Consider the following 14,366-nt stretch of genomic DNA (forward strand, 5'->3'; position numbering starts at 1 on the left):
CCATCCACAAATGGGAATTCCCTTTATGAAACGTTTTCTTAGCATCGCCATGGCGTTGTGCATCGGCCTGACGATGAGCCTGGACGCCAACGCCAAGCGCTTTGGTGGCGGCAAAAGCGCCGGTGCGGCGCCGACTCACCAGACCAGCCAAATGGCTCCTTCTTCTCCTGGCGTGGGCGGTGCAGCCGCCACTGCCGGCGCGGCCGGTGCCGCTGGCGCTGCCACCAAGGCCGGCGGTGCTTCGCGCTGGCTCGGCCCTCTGGCCGGTATCGCGGCCGGTGGCCTGCTGGCCTCCATGTTCATGGGCGGCGGCTTCCAGGGCATGCAATTCTTCGACATCCTGATCATGGCGGTCATCGCCTTCCTGGTCTTCCGCTTTATTGCCGCTCGCCGTCGCAAGCAGCAGGAGCACCTGGCTCCGGCTGGCGCGCCGATGCAACGTGAAGTGTTCGAGCAGAAGCCAGCCATGGGTTCGATCTTCGGCGGTTCTGCTGCACCTGCTGCTGCGCGTCCGGTGATCAATGCTCCGGCCTGGTTCAACGAACAGCGTTTCGTCGAAGCCGCCCGCAACCATTTCCAGTCCCTGCAACAGCACTGGGACGCCAACGAAATGGACAAGATCGCCGAGTTCGTGACCCCGCAATTGCTGGAGTTCCTCAAGCGCGAACGTGCCGACCTGGGCGACGGCTTCCAGTCGACCTACATCGACAACCTCCAGGTACAACTGGACGGCGTTGATGACCGTGCAGACAAGACCATCGCCACCCTGACCTTCAGCGGCGTGTCGAAGACCTCGCGTTTCGACCAGGGCGAAGTGTTCAGCGAAAGCTGGAACATGGAACGTCCACAGGGCGAAAATCAGCCTTGGCTGGTAGCGGGTATCCGCCAGAACGGCTGATAACTTCGCGCTTTCGCATACTGTAATGAAAACCCCGGCTCTGCCGGGGTTTTCTATTTCACGGTTGCATCTATAGCGAGCTACTGTATAAACCGCCCCAACTAAACCGCGCCATCAAGCAAGAGGATCCCGGACGTGGAAGAAATCATCGAACAACTGCGTGAAGCCAACGAACCGGTACCGGTCCCCTTGGAGCTGCCCGACGAAGATCTGCTGGTAGAAATCGAAGAACAACTGTTCATCGACATTCCCTTCGTATTCAGAGAATTCCTGCTGACCGTCAGCGATGTGGTCTACGGCAGCCTGGAGCCGGTGACCGTCACCGACCCGCAATCCCACACCTACCTGCCGGATGTTGCTGCCAACGCCTGGGACGCTGGTGTTGATCGCAGCCTGATCCCGATTTGCCAGGACGGTGACAACTACTACTGCGTCGAAGAAGACGGCACCGTGGTGTTGTGGCTGGCCGAAGAAGAATTGCTTGCCGAAGAAACCTGGGAATCGGTCTGGCACTGGGCACGGGACGTCTGGCTGGAAAGCTGATTTACCCCTGCACGACTTGTCAGTGGCTTGATGAATCCTTGTGGTTATCCAGGGTTTCCAGCAAGGCCACCTGCATCCGCGTATGCACGCGGATGAACCAGCGCCAGAGCAGCGCCGCCACCGCGGCCGCGACCACGACAATCAGCACCAGCAACTTGTTGGTCGGCAAAATACTGGCCGACAAGGCTGCCAACAGCAGGAAAATCACCAACAGCGAGAGGATCGGGATCACTTCGGCGATCACCCGACGCACTCGCTGTGTGTGGCGGCCGGCCATCTCTGGCTTCACCCCCATTTCTGCCAGCAGCATCGACAGCGCCTTGAGCTTGCGATAGGCGGCGATCAGAAACGGCAGCGACAGCAGCAACGCCCCGCCCCAGATTAACGCTTTCTGCCAGCTCGGGTCGCTGATCCAGTCTTGCAGGTAAACGGACATGCGCTCGGCGAAGAAGGCGCCTGATAAAAAGATCGCAACCACCAGCGCCAGATTGACCCCCACCTGCAACAGAATCCGCCGAATCATCGACGCCAACAGCGCGCCCTCGCCCTGAGGCTGGATGCTGCGCAGCCATTCGCCATACATCCCCAGCACGCGGCTCAGACGCTGCGGCATCACGGCTGCAAGCTTGATCGACAGCGGATCGGCCGCGCGGATCAGATACGGCGTCAATAGCGTGGTGATCACCGAAACGGCCACAGCCACCGGATAGAGAAAGCTGCTGGTGACCTGCAGCGTCATGCCTAGCGCGGCGATGATGAAAGAGAATTCGCCAATCTGTGAAAGCCCCATTCCCACGCGCAGTGAGGTGCGTCCGTCATTGCCAGCGATAAACGCGCCGAGGCCACAGGACAGCATCTTGCCCAGCACCACGGCGACGGTGATCACCGCGATCGGCCAGGCGTATTGCAACAGGATCATCGGGTCGAGCATCAGGCCGATGGCGACGAAGAAGATCGCACTGAACAGGTCGCGAACCGGCTCGATCAACTGCTCAATCTTCAGCAGCTGGCGTGATTCGGCCATGATCGCGCCGATCAGGAACGCGCCGAGAACCATGCTGTATTCAAGCTTGACCACCAGCAGGCAGAAACCGAAACACAGGCCCAGCACAGTAATCAGCAACATCTCATTGCTTTCGAATTTCGCCACATAGGCCAGTAGTCGCGGCACCAGCAGAATGCCGATGACCAGTGCGACAATCATGAACAGGGAAAGCTTGCCGACGGTGGAAAAGACTTCGCCGGAACTGACCGTGCCGCTGACCGCGATGCTCGACAGCAAGGCGATGATGCCAATACCGAGGATGTCCTCGACGATCAGTACGCCGAAGATCAACTGCGCAAAACGCTCGTTCTTCATCTTCAGGTCGTTGAGCGCCTTGACGATGATGGTGGTCGAGGAAATCGCCAGGATCGCGCCGAGGAACAGCGAGTCCATGGTATTCCAGTCGAACCAGCGGCCGATTTCGTAGCCGATCCAGATCATCAGGACGATTTCCAGGAAGGCCGCGATAAACGCCGTGGCACCGACCTTGAACAGCTTGCGCAGGCTGAACTCCAGCCCCAGGCAGAACATCAGGAAAATCACCCCGAGTTCGGCAAGGGTCTTGATGGTTTCTTCGTCGTGGATCAGGCCGAACGGCGGCGTGTGCGGGCCGATGATGAAACCGGCGACGATGTAGCCGAGCACCACCGGCTGTTTGAGACGGTGAAAGAGCACGGTCACCACACCCGCGATCAACATGATCACTGCCAGATCCTGAATGAAACTGATGGCATGCATGGTGTGTGGCTCCTTCGGGGATGTGCTTTTGAAGGGTAACACCACGACTTCCGGCGCAAAGACGGTGCAATATATGGAAACAGATCGCTTCGGGCGTGACGGCGCCTCCCCGCCCGGCGTCCCGATAACTGTTGGTTTGAAAAACACCGACAAGCACCCACAGAGGTGCAACCCCGAAACCCTGCCTTGAACCCGTGAGTACGTTATGGAACCCGGAAACGCCCAGCTGTCGATGACGGTATTGATGACCCCCGACATGGCCAACTTCTCTGGCAATGTCCACGGCGGCACCCTGCTCAAATACCTCGATGAAGTGGCCTACGCTTGCGCCAGCCGGTATGCCGGCCGTTACGTAGTGACCTTGTCGGTGGATCAGGTGATCTTCCGCGAGCCGATTCATGTCGGCGAACTGGTGACCTTTCTGGCCTCGGTCAACTACACCGGCAATACCTCGATGGAAGTGGGTATCAAGGTCGTGACCGAGAACATCCGCGAACGCTCGGTGCGTCACACCAACAGCTGCTTCTTCACCATGGTCGCGGTGGATGACCAGCGCAAACCGGCCTCCGTCCCGCCGCTGCAACCGCAGAACAGCGAAGACAAGCGTCGGTACATGCAGGCCCAGCAGCGTCGGCAGATTCGTCAGGAACTGGAAAAGCGCTATCAGGAAATCAAGGGCGACGCCTGACGTGTTCGGCCTTTAGATCGCTTTCGCGGGCAAGCCTCGCTCCTACAGGTCCGGGTCGTACACATAATGTGTGATCAACCCGAACCTGTAGGAGCGAGGCTTGCCCGCGAAGCTTTTAAAGGCTGATCGCGGTCGCCTCGAACCGCACCCGCGGATGGGCGATCCGGTCCTGCGCCCGCACCAGTTCCAGCTCATAGCTGGCACAAGCCTGGGTTTCCAGCAGCACTTCATGCACCGCCGCCGCGGTGAACTCGAAGGCGCTCACCAGACTGTCACCCAGCAGCACGCGCGCCAGGAACAGCCCGGAAGTCAGATCACCAACACCCACCGGCTGACGCGGGAACGCCAGCAGCGGCCGACGCAAGTGCCAGCTGCCTTCGGCGGTCACCAGTAACATCTCGAAGCCATCCGCCAGTTTGCCGGGATAGTCGAGATGCTTGACCAGCACCGCCTTCGGACCGCGTGCCAGCAACGCCCGCGCCATGGCCAGGCAATCGAACAGTGACTGCGCCTTGCGCCCCGAGAAGCTGTTCAGCTCCAACTGATTCGGGCACATGAAGTCGGCGATCGCCGCCGCCTCTTCCAGCAGGAAATCGCTGACTTCGGCTGGAACGCTGCAGCCCTTCTCCGGATGGCCCATCACCGGATCGCAGAGGTATAAGGCTTTGGGATTGATCGATTTGATTCGCTCCACCCCCGCCAGAATCGCCCGGCCCTGAGCCGCGCTGCCAAGGTAGCCGGACAACACGGCATCGCAGTTGCCCAGTTCGCCAATCGCCGCGATCCCTTCCACCAATTCCGGAATCTGATGCGGGGCCAGCACTTCCCCGGCCCACTGGCCATATTGCGTGTGGTTGGAGAACTGCACGGTATTGAGCGGCCAGACGTTCACCCCGACCCGCTGCATCGGGAAAACCGCGGCGCTGTTGCCAGCGTGGCCGAACACCACGTGGGACTGGATGGCGAGCAGATGGGGCGTACGTTTCATGCGGTGAGTTTTCCATAAACCGATTGAAATTCGAGCCGCGCAGTATGCGACTAAACGCAGCCTGTACGACAGACCAGAGACGCAGTTAAGCTGGCACTATCTTGTTGGAGCACCCTGTTGATGCTGACCCTAGGAAATATCTTCGTGCTGATGCTGCTCGCCACCGGTGGCGCGTGGCTGTGGCACAACCACGGCTTGCGCGAACGCGCACTGGAGCGGGTTCAGCAGCATTGCGCCAAGCTGCGGATCGAGCTGCTGGACGGCAACGTAGCCTTGAAAAAGATCGCTTTCATTAAAGACGCCAACGGCCGTCGGCGCCTGGCCCGTGTGTATAACTTCGAATTTACCGTGACCGGCGAAACCCGCCACAACGGCACCATCACCCAGTTCGGCGCCCATAGCGCACAGATCGAGCTCGCGCCCTACCCAATGCCATTCGACGACACACCGCCGGTGGTCGAAGTCGCAAAACCCAGCGCCGAGGTGATTGAATTGAGCCAGTGGCGGCAAGAACACACCAAGTGGCGTCCCTGAAGATCAAAAGATCGCAGCCTGCGATTTTTTGATCTTCAAACCGACCGGCAATCGGCCAGATCTCTTTGCAGCGACTCAATATCCTGCACCTCACTGAAAATCAGCTCGATGCGCGAATCCCGTCGCCATTCGCTGGGTTGCCAATCCAGTAGCGAGTTATCCAGTGCGTTGGCCAACACCCAGCCCTCGACGCTGTGGATAACCAGCTTCGCCCGCAGCCATTCAAGGCTCTCAAGCCACTTTCCGACAAGCACGGCATCGAACGTCTGACTCGGATGCCAGCGCCAGCCGACGCTCCAGCCACCTTCTTGCGCCTGACTCAAGCAAATCGGCTGGGCGGGGTCAGTCCAGATGGCCGGCATCTGCGCCAATCCCTTGGGCACGATCAAGTTATCCACACCCGCGACAGCCTGAGCCTTGAGGCCCGGTAACTCGCTCAGTGGCAAGACAGCCTGCTGCGTCCAGTACAAAGGACGCGACGGCAACTGTGCGACAACTCGCTGGCGATCACTGTCGTCGAGGCTTTCCGCCTTGTTGAGCAACAGCAACCCGGCACTGTCCAAGGCTTGCTGTTGCGCCGCTGGCAGCGGTTTTCCGGCCGCGAGCGCCCGGGCGTCCAGTACCAGCACGCAAGGCTGCACCGCCAGGACGCCTTGCCACGGCGCCTCGCTCAATTGCCTGAGCAACTGCGCCGGATGCCCCAGCCCGGAGGGCTCGATGAACAGTCGATCCGGTCGTGCCTTGCGCAGCAACCGCCCGAGGCCGATCTGAAACGGCGCACCATTGACGCAGCACAAACACCCCCCGGCCACTTCCCCCAGTGCGATACCATCGGCGTCCTGGGTCAGCAGCGCAGCATCCAGGCCGATCTGGCCGAATTCGTTGATCAGCACCGCCCAGCGCTCACCGGCCGGCCGTTGTGCCAGCAGGTGCTTGATCAGGCTGGTCTTGCCGGCACCCAGCGGGCCGGCGATGACGTGGGTGGGAATGTTCTGCAACATGGTCGAGGTTTTCTGAGGAGGTAAAGGATGCGGTTGATGGGATGGTCGTTGCTTCTGGCGCTTACGTCGGGTGAAGCGCTGGCCCAGGCCTGCGTGGTACATAGTACGGCTGCGCGGCTCGACGTGAAGGTCTGCCAGCAGAACCGCAACATCCCGGAAAAACTGTTCGCCGACGGCTTCTGCCAGCCGAATCTGGCCGGACAGAAAGTCGAGGTGCAGTACGTCGACCAATGCCCCGCCGGCGCGTTCGGCGTATGCAGCAACGCTCAAGTCGCCAATATGCCTTACCGGCAGGATATTCACTATTACGGCGTGGCCACCGATGCGGCGTATCTGAAGCCGTTTTGCGAAGCCCAGAGCCAGGGAACCTGGCTCAAACCTTGAGCCGCTAGCCCAGCCAGTCGAGGGTCAGGATCAAACGACGCTCGCCCGGCGCCGGCTGCGGCGAGCGGTGAACCAGACCGAAGCCTTCGTTGCCGTGCCACTTCTCTCCTTTGAGCAGCGCCACTTCACCGCTGGCGATTTGCTGGATCAGCGAATCATCCTGCGGTTCGGCGTCAGGCTTGCCTAATTGCCGGCGATCCATCGCCCCTTCTTTCAACCATTGGCTGCCGATCCCTGCGTAGGTGGTGATCAACCGCACCGGCACATGATCGACGTGGAAACGCGGGCACATGGCTTTGTCCAGAACCCGCAGGCGCAGGCCGATGCGCTGGGCGCCCAACAGGCAGGCGAACGCGCTGACCAGCCAGGAAACGTCGGCGATAAAGCCTTCGTAACCTTCAAGGTCGCTGAAGCCTGAGGCTAAACCGTGAAGATTGGGCTCGACGTCATCACTGGGCATTTCCAGGGACAGCGACTCGGCCAGCGGCTGGTTCAGCGACAACAGCAAGCGACCGAAATCGGCAATGTGCGTCGGCAGTTGGCGTTGCCAAAGGGCGAGGTTCACACCGTCGTCCAGAATCCCGGTCAGCACCTTTGGCGTTTCACCTTGAACCTGAGCAATGACCGGTCGCAGCTTCAGGCTGGGCGCCAACATCAAGCAGCCGCCTCTTCGTGCCAAGGACCGAACGGGTCGGGCAACAACCTCCACCCCTCGACGCCCAAAGCCATTTCGTCATCTGTCAGCAGGCAGTTATCGAGTTCGGCGGTGAGTTGCGCAAAGTCGATGTTCTGGCCGATAAACACCAGTTCCTGCCGACAATCGCCGGTGGCGGCCGTCCAGTTTTCCATGATCCCGGCGGTACTTTCTTCATCCTGCGGCCACTGGCTTTTCGGCACGAAACGCCACCAGCGCCCGGCAAACCCGTGGCGCATCAAGCCACCGGCCTGGGACCAGCTACCGGCATCCATGTGTTTACTGGCCAGCCAGAAAAAACCCTTGGACCGCAGCAGTTTGCCGTTCACCCACGGGCGATCGATGAAGCTGAAAAAGCGCTGCGGATGAAACGGTCGCCGCGCCCGATAAGCTGTGGAGGCAATGCCGTACTCCTCGGTTTCCGGTACATGCTCACCGCGCATTTCCTGCAGCCATCCCGGTGCCTGAGCGGCCTTCTCGAAGTCGAAACGGCCGGTGTTGAGAATTTTCTTGAGCGGCACGTCACCCATAACCATCGGAATGATTTCCGCCTGGGAGTTGAGCCGTTCGAGGATCGCGATCAGCTCCTGGCGTTCGCGGCTACTGATCAAATCGATCTTGCTGATCAGGATCACGTCCGCAAATTCAATCTGCTCGATCAACAGATCAGTGATCGAGCGCTCGTCCTCCTCGCCCAGGGTTTCACCACGGGAAGCGAGGCTTTCGGCGGCCTGGTAGTCGAGCAGGAAGTTCATGCCGTCGACCACGGTGACCATGGTGTCGAGCCGCGCAATGTCGGCCAGGCTCTGCCCTTCTTCATCGCGAAACGTGAAAGTTTCCGCCACGGGCAGTGGCTCGGAAATGCCGGTGGACTCGATTAACAGGTAATCGAAACGACCGTCCTTGGCGAGTTTGCTGACTTCTTCGAGCAAATCTTCACGCAAGGTGCAGCAAATGCAGCCGTTGCTCATTTCCACGAGTTTTTCTTCGGCACGGTTCAGGCTGACATCGCGTTGAACTTCACTGCCATCGATATTGATCTCGCTCATGTCGTTGACGATCACCGCGACCCGCAGATTATCGCGATTACGTAGTACGTAATTAAGCAGTGTACTTTTTCCGGCGCCGAGAAAGCCCGACAGGACGGTCACGGGGAGACGATTGGGCATCAGGTATTCCTCACAGGGATGCCCGGTCGCAATGTCGGGCTTAGTTTATGTTATAGTATAACAACACAATCGAACCACTCTCCTCTTGCTCATCACGACAAAGGGCATGATGCTTTAACCCGTCCGCCCCTTGAGAAATGCCATGGGAAACGCCCTGAGATTCTCGCTGTTGAGCCTTTCGCTGCTGGTCGCGGTCGATGCCTGGGGACAGATCCCCAGCCTGGCCAAATGCACCCGCAGCGCCAATCTGCTGGCCTGCGTGGATGCCGACGGCAATGCCTACAGCGTTAACACCGTCGGTAGCACGATCTACTTGCGTGGCTTTGAAGTGGCCGGTAAACGCCATTGGGCGCAGACCAATAGCCGCTACGGGCAACTGACGTTCTTTACCGGCATCGCGTCCGATGGCGAAGTCTGGGTTGGCTACAACCGTCGGGTTGGCTGGACAACCATCAATCGGTTCTCCAGCTCCGGAGGCAGCAGCGCGAAGTTCACCTGTAGCCGGCTGACTGGCTGTTAGACCTGAGCCTTCTTCTGCTCCTGCTGCCAGGCGATGTAGCTGTTCATCGGCGGATTCTTCTGGAAATAACGCTGCAAACCATCAAATAAACCATCCGCCACCGCCTGCTGATGCCGCGCCGTCACCAATCGCTGGCTGTCGCGGGCGTTCGAAATGAAGCCGGTTTCCACCAGAATCGATGGCACATCCGGCGACTTCAACACCGCAAATCCCGCCTGCTCCACACGCTTCTGATGCAGGGTGGTAATGCCCGCCAGACTGCCGAGCACCGTATTGCCCAACTGCAAACTGGCGGCGATGGTGGCGTTCATCGACATGTCGAGAATCACCCCGGCGAGCATCGGATCCTTATCCTTGAGATTGAGCAGGCTGGTGGCGCCCAACAGGTCCGCACCGTTCTCTCGTTGCGCCATGAAACGCGCCGTGGCCGAGGTCGCGCCGCCTTCGGACAGACAGTACACCGACGCACCTGAAGCAGTGAGACGCGGCGCGGCGTCCGCATGGACCGAGATGAACATGTCGGCCTTGTGCTTGCGGGCGATCTCCACGCGCTTGCGCAGCGGGACGAAGAAGTCGTCGTTGCGCACCAGTTTCACGTCGAAGCCCTTTTCGCGTTTCAGCCGCTTGGCCAGCAGTTGGGCGATCGATAGCACCACGTCTTTTTCCCGCTCGCCTTTGGCGCCGACCGCGCCCGGATCTTTGCCGCCGTGACCAGGGTCGACCACCACAATGATGTCGCGCTTGGGGTGGGCCTTATCGGTGACGGGTTCGCGTTTTTCCGACGGCGCCGCCGCGATTTGTAGCGGTGCTGAAGCCTTCAGATCGAGCACCAATCGATGCCCCTGTCCGTCCTGAGGCGGCAGCAGAAAACTGTTGAGCTGCACCGGGCCGCTGAGGTCGAGGACGATCCGTGTGTCGCCCTGACCGAAATGCCCAGAACGGATCGCGCGAATCACCGAGTTGTCGAGCGCCAGCTGACTGAAGTCGCCACTGAAGTTGGCGCCGCTCATATCGATGATCAGCCGCTCCGGAGCACTCAGGGAAAAGGTTTTGTATTGCACCGGCCCGCTCAGATCGAACACCAGTCGCAGCTTGTCGTCCGAACGCCACAGTCGTGCATTGCGAATTTGCGTGGCCGACACACCAAAAGGTAACGCGAAGGCCGCGCTGGCCAGAATCAGGTTGAGCAAGTGACGTCTGTGCATGATGAAAGCTCGTTCACGAAAAAGGCATCGTCGATTTGACTGTTATAATATAACATGCCAAATCAACTCCCACGATGGACCTGCTCATGAATGCGCTGACTCTGCCGGATATCGCCGCGCAGGCCTCACGCCAAGCCCTGCCACTCGATTGGGTGGGCATGTGCGGCATTGCTCTTCCTGTTTTATTCGATGGCCAGCGATTGAGCGCAAAGGCCGACGCTGGCGTTAGCCTCGACGATGGAGAGGCGCGTGGTATCCACATGTCGCGGCTGTATCTGGCGCTGGAAATGCTTGAGCAGGAAAACCTTTCACCCGCGTTGTTGCGGCGAGTCTTGCGGAGTTTTCTCGAGACTCATGAAGGACTTTCCCACAACGCTTACCTAAAAATTCATACCGAACTACTGCTCAAAAGACCCGCGCTCGTCAGTCCGTTGGCCGGTTGGAAAACTTATCCGGTGAGCGTCGAAGCGAGTCTGAAAAACGCGATGTTCCACGTGGAACTAAAAATCGACGTGCCTTATTCCTCAACCTGTCCTTGCTCAGCAGCCCTTTCGAGGCAGTTGATTCAGCAGCAATTCGTTGACGACTTCGCCAATCGGCCATTGCAACACGCTGACGTTCTGGTTTGGCTCGGCTCCACGAAAGGCATCGTCGCGACGCCGCATAGCCAACGCAGCAATGCGCAATTGCGGCTGCGTCTGGATGATTATCTGGATGACCTGCCGCTGATCGCCGCGATCAACGACGCGGAAGCGGCCCTCGGCACCGCTGTGCAAACCGCCGTGAAACGCGCCGACGAACAAGCTTTCGCCCTCGCCAACGGTCAGAACCTGATGTTCTGCGAAGACGCCGCGCGACGCTTGAACCTGGCACTGAAACGCTCCCCGGGCATCAACGCCTTTCACGTGCGAGTCGTCCACGCCGAAAGCCTTCACGCCCACGATGCGGTCGCCGAAAGCCGCTGGAACTGGGAGGCCGCATGATCCGATGCCAAGCCTTGCGCTGGGGCGCACCCGGTCAGCCGCTCACTCCAGCGGTTGATTTCGAATTACCCAAGGGGAGTCTGACCGCCGTCATCGGTGCCAACGGTTCGGGCAAAAGCAGCCTGCTGAAAGTCATCGCTGGCCTGCAAAAGCCACTGGCCGGCAACATCGTCATTGATGTTCCACGCAAGGGCGGCCTTTCGTTCCTGCCTCAGCAACAACACCTGGACCGACAATTCCCCATTAGCCTGCAAGAGTTAGTGGCTGCCGGTTTCTGGGGCAACAAACAAGCGCCAGAGATACGCAACCAGCGCCTCATGTCTGCGCTGGAAGACTGGTACCTGACCGGTCTGGAGCATCGCCCGTTGATGGCCCTCTCCGGAGGTGAATTGCAGCGGGCCCTGCTCGCCCGACTGAGCCTCGCCGAAGCGCCCTTGCTGCTGCTCGACGAACCCCACGCCGCACTCGACGAACTCGGCCAGGCGCTGCTGTGGAAACACATCCACGCCTGGCATGCCGAAGGCCGAACCCTGGTCGTGGTGTGTCATGACTTGGCCGCCGTGCGCCAACAGATTCCACAAGCGCTACTGATCAAAAGCAGCGGCTGCGTCCTCGGTCCCAGTACCGAACTGATTCACCAACAACCTCAGACGCAGGTGGCTTGATGATCGCTGCTGCTCAACTTTGGCAACCATTCCACGAGTTCGTGTTCATGCGTCGGGCACTGCTGGGTGGCCTTGTTCTGGCCTGCAGCACGGCGCCGCTTGGGGTGTTTCTTATCCTGCGACGCATGAGCCTGATCGGCGATGCGGTGGCTCACGGCATTTTGCCCGGCGCCGCACTGGGCTTCTGGTTCGCAGGGTTGAGCCTGCCCGCACTGACCATCGGCGGCCTCGGTGCCGGCCTGAGCATGGCCGGACTGGCCGCCTGGATTACCCGTCGCACCGGCTTGCGGGAAGACGCGAGCCTGGCCGCGATTTACCCGATATCGCTGGCCAGCGGCGTGCTGATCCTCGGCATCGCCGGCAAGCGCCTGGACCTGTTGCACCTGTTATTCGGTTCGGCGCTGGCGGTCGATGGCCCAACCTTGACCGGCATGCTCTGGGTCTCGGGCTTCAGCCTGATCGCCATGGCCCTCATTTACAAACCACTGTTGCTGGACACCCTCGACCCGCTCTTTCTGCAGACCGTCAGCCGTCTCGGGCCACTGGCTCACGGGGTATTTCTGACGTTGGTGGTGCTGAACCTGGTGATCGGTTTCCAGGCTATCGGCGCGCTGATGGTAGTCGGTTTGATGATGCTGCCGGCTGCGGCTTCTCGCTTCTGGAGTCGTCGCTTACCGGTGCTGATCGCCATCGCCGCGCTGCTCGGCAGCCTCTCGGTCTGGCTCGGATTGTTGCTGTCGTTCTACTACTCGCTGCCCAGCGGCCCGGCGATCGTGCTGGTGGCTGGCGGTTTGTATCTGCTGTCCGTGGTGTTCGGTCCGGTACACGGCTTGCTGCGCCGCCCGCCTTTACTCACATCCCAATGAGGTGTAACCCGATGCGCGCTTTACTCGTGCTGTTCAGTCTGATGCTGTCGATGTCGCTGTCTGCCGCGGAAAAACTCCAGGTGGTCACCAGCTTCAGCATCCTCGCCGACATGACTCATCAGGTCGGCGGCGACCACATTCAGATCACCAACATGGTCGGCCCGGACGCCGATGCCCACACCTACGAGCCGATTCCAGACGATGCAAAGGCATTGCTCAACGCCAGACTGATTATCAAGAACGGGCTGGGTTTCGAGCCATGGCTGGACCGCCTGATAACCAGCACCGAGACCAAAGCCCCGGTCATCAGTGCCAGCCACGGTGTCATTCCGCGCTCGCTGGATGAAGACGGCGAAACCATTCCCGACCCGCACGCCTGGCACAACCTGGCGAACACCGAGTTGTACATCAGCAACATCACCAAAGCGCTGATCGCCGCCGACCCTGCACACAAAACCGACTACGAACACAACAGCCAGGTCTACCTGAAAAAGATCTACGCCTTGCTCGCCGAAGCCAAAGCCAAGCTCGGTTCGCTGCCGCCGGGTAATCGCAAAATCGTCACCTCCCATGACGCCTTCGGCTATCTCGGTCAGGCTTATGGCATCGACTTCATGGCGCCTCAAGGTCTGTCCACCGAACGCGAACCTTCGGCCGCCGAAGTCGCTGCGCTGATCACACAGATCCGTCAGGCCAAGGTCAAAGCGGTGTTCATGGAAAACATCAAGGACGCACGCCTGCTCAAGCAAATCGCCGATGAAAGCGGTGCGCACATCGGCGGAACGCTGTACTCCGATGCTCTAGCAGCAACCGGCCCGGCCAGCACCTTCACCGGGCTGTTCGAATACAACCTCAATACCTTGTACGAGGCGTTGAGCAAGCCATGATCCGCAAGAATCCTTCAGGTGATCTGCCGTTGATTGCGGAGTCGGCGTACGTGGATAAAACCGCAATCATTTGCGGCAAAGTGGTGATCGGCGAGAACGTCTTCGTCGGCCCCTACGCGGTAATTCGCGCCGATGAAGTGGACGACTCGGGCGAGATGGAAGCGATCACCATCGGCGCCAACTCGAACATCCAGGACGGTGTGGTGATCCACTCCAAGTCTGGCGCGGCGGTGACCATCGGCGAGTTCAGCTCCATCGCCCACCGCTCCATCGTCCATGGCCCCTGCACCGTCGGCAATCGCGTGTTCATCGGTTTCAACAGCGTGCTGTTCAACTGCGCGGTGGGTGACGGCTGCGTGGTGCGGCACAACTCGGTGGTCGACGGTCGTGACTTGCCTGAAGCCTTCTACGTGCCCTCCACCACACGCATCGGTCCCAACACCGACCTGTCGCAATTCCCACCCGTCAGCGTCAGCGCCTCGGAGTTTTCCGAAGACGTGGCGCGCACCAACGTTGATTTAGTCCGCGGCTACAAAGCCCTGCAGAACGAGTTCTGAC

The 14,366-nt window shown here is 59.9% G+C and carries 17 protein-coding genes; 11 read left to right on the plus strand and 6 right to left on the minus strand.

The genetic code is table 11. The annotated features are described in order from the left end of the window. The first annotated feature begins 25 nt into the window (after positions 1–25). Positions 26–898, plus strand: coding sequence for a Tim44 domain-containing protein (locus AC1RO5_RS05995; RefSeq protein ID WP_493173555.1), 873 nt, complete (start codon positions 26–28; stop codon positions 896–898). A 135-nt stretch (positions 899–1,033) separates the two neighbouring features. Then, positions 1,034–1,441 (plus strand): SMI1/KNR4 family protein, encoded by a 408-nt coding sequence (locus AC1RO5_RS06000; protein ID WP_007934432.1) that lies wholly within the window; start codon positions 1,034–1,036, stop codon positions 1,439–1,441. Positions 1,442–1,460: 19 nt separating this feature from the next. Here the strand turns inward: AC1RO5_RS06000 and AC1RO5_RS06005 are convergent, their stop codons facing one another. Continuing rightward, complete coding sequence (locus tag AC1RO5_RS06005; RefSeq protein WP_493173557.1) at positions 1,461–3,224, minus strand: cation:proton antiporter; 1,764 nt, start codon at positions 3,222–3,224, stop codon at positions 1,461–1,463. Between the two features lie 205 nt (positions 3,225–3,429). On the opposite strand from AC1RO5_RS06005, the gene AC1RO5_RS06010 reads away from it, so the two are divergent. Beyond that, positions 3,430–3,912 (plus strand): acyl-CoA thioesterase, encoded by a 483-nt coding sequence (locus AC1RO5_RS06010; protein WP_007934430.1) that lies wholly within the window; start codon positions 3,430–3,432, stop codon positions 3,910–3,912. A 115-nt stretch (positions 3,913–4,027) separates the two neighbouring features. Here AC1RO5_RS06010 and pdxY read toward each other — a convergent pair whose 3' ends face one another. Continuing rightward, the gene (gene pdxY / locus AC1RO5_RS06015) at positions 4,028–4,900 is read right to left on the minus strand and encodes a pyridoxal kinase PdxY (RefSeq protein WP_493173559.1); all 873 of its coding nucleotides are present in this window, start codon (positions 4,898–4,900) and stop codon (positions 4,028–4,030) included. Positions 4,901–5,020: 120 nt separating this feature from the next. On the opposite strand from pdxY, the gene AC1RO5_RS06020 reads away from it, so the two are divergent. Next, positions 5,021–5,434, plus strand: coding sequence for a DUF3301 domain-containing protein (locus AC1RO5_RS06020; protein WP_138866545.1), 414 nt, complete (start codon positions 5,021–5,023; stop codon positions 5,432–5,434). 35 nt (positions 5,435–5,469) lie between these two features. Here the strand turns inward: AC1RO5_RS06020 and AC1RO5_RS06025 are convergent, their stop codons facing one another. Next, on the minus strand, positions 5,470–6,435 hold the full coding sequence (locus AC1RO5_RS06025) for a CobW family GTP-binding protein (protein ID WP_493173562.1): 966 nt from the start codon (positions 6,433–6,435) through the stop codon (positions 5,470–5,472). 27 nt (positions 6,436–6,462) lie between these two features. On the opposite strand from AC1RO5_RS06025, the gene AC1RO5_RS06030 reads away from it, so the two are divergent. Next, positions 6,463–6,819: a hypothetical protein gene (locus AC1RO5_RS06030; protein WP_028940098.1), complete on the plus strand. Its 357-nt coding sequence runs from the start codon at positions 6,463–6,465 to the stop codon at positions 6,817–6,819. Between the two features lie 4 nt (positions 6,820–6,823). Here AC1RO5_RS06030 and AC1RO5_RS06035 read toward each other — a convergent pair whose 3' ends face one another. Both AC1RO5_RS06035 and zigA read right to left on the minus strand, forming a co-directional pair. Continuing rightward, positions 6,824–7,474: a DUF1826 domain-containing protein gene (locus AC1RO5_RS06035; RefSeq protein WP_493173564.1), complete on the minus strand. Its 651-nt coding sequence runs from the start codon at positions 7,472–7,474 to the stop codon at positions 6,824–6,826. Then, positions 7,474–8,682, minus strand: coding sequence for a zinc metallochaperone GTPase ZigA (zigA, locus tag AC1RO5_RS06040; RefSeq protein ID WP_493173566.1), 1,209 nt, complete (start codon positions 8,680–8,682; stop codon positions 7,474–7,476). The genes AC1RO5_RS06035 and zigA overlap by 1 nt, the downstream gene beginning before the upstream one ends. Positions 8,683–8,824: 142 nt before the next feature. Here zigA and AC1RO5_RS06045 point away from each other — a divergent pair, with 142 nt between their 5' ends. Next, a complete protein-coding gene (locus AC1RO5_RS06045) occupies positions 8,825–9,202 on the plus strand; it encodes a glutamine synthetase (RefSeq protein WP_493173567.1) in 378 nt (125 codons plus the stop codon). Here AC1RO5_RS06045 and AC1RO5_RS06050 read toward each other — a convergent pair. Continuing rightward, positions 9,199–10,407 carry an N-acetylmuramoyl-L-alanine amidase gene (locus tag AC1RO5_RS06050; RefSeq protein ID WP_493173569.1) on the minus strand — a complete coding sequence of 403 codons (1,209 nt, stop codon included), beginning with the start codon at positions 10,405–10,407 and terminating at the stop codon, positions 9,199–9,201. The two genes, AC1RO5_RS06045 and AC1RO5_RS06050, sit on opposite strands and share 4 nt — an antisense overlap. A gap of 86 nt (positions 10,408–10,493) precedes the next feature. On the opposite strand from AC1RO5_RS06050, the gene folE2 reads away from it, so the two are divergent. From folE2 to AC1RO5_RS06075, 5 genes are read left to right on the plus strand one after another with little or no spacing between them, the layout of a single operon-like run. After that, complete coding sequence (folE2, locus tag AC1RO5_RS06055; protein WP_493173571.1) at positions 10,494–11,390, plus strand: GTP cyclohydrolase FolE2; 897 nt, start codon at positions 10,494–10,496, stop codon at positions 11,388–11,390. After that, positions 11,387–12,055 (plus strand): metal ABC transporter ATP-binding protein, encoded by a 669-nt coding sequence (locus AC1RO5_RS06060; RefSeq protein WP_493173573.1) that lies wholly within the window; start codon positions 11,387–11,389, stop codon positions 12,053–12,055. The genes folE2 and AC1RO5_RS06060 overlap by 4 nt, the downstream gene beginning before the upstream one ends. Continuing rightward, positions 12,055–12,921: a metal ABC transporter permease gene (locus AC1RO5_RS06065; RefSeq protein WP_493173575.1), complete on the plus strand. Its 867-nt coding sequence runs from the start codon at positions 12,055–12,057 to the stop codon at positions 12,919–12,921. The genes AC1RO5_RS06060 and AC1RO5_RS06065 overlap by 1 nt, the downstream gene beginning before the upstream one ends. An 11-nt stretch (positions 12,922–12,932) precedes the next feature. Then, positions 12,933–13,808 (plus strand): metal ABC transporter substrate-binding protein, encoded by an 876-nt coding sequence (locus tag AC1RO5_RS06070; protein ID WP_493173577.1) that lies wholly within the window; start codon positions 12,933–12,935, stop codon positions 13,806–13,808. Continuing rightward, positions 13,805–14,365, plus strand: coding sequence for a gamma carbonic anhydrase family protein (locus tag AC1RO5_RS06075; RefSeq protein ID WP_019651274.1), 561 nt, complete (start codon positions 13,805–13,807; stop codon positions 14,363–14,365). The genes AC1RO5_RS06070 and AC1RO5_RS06075 overlap by 4 nt, the downstream gene beginning before the upstream one ends. Position 14,366: the final 1 nt, after the last annotated feature.

Source organism: Pseudomonas sp. GW822-FHT02G04 (genome assembly GCF_058802085.1).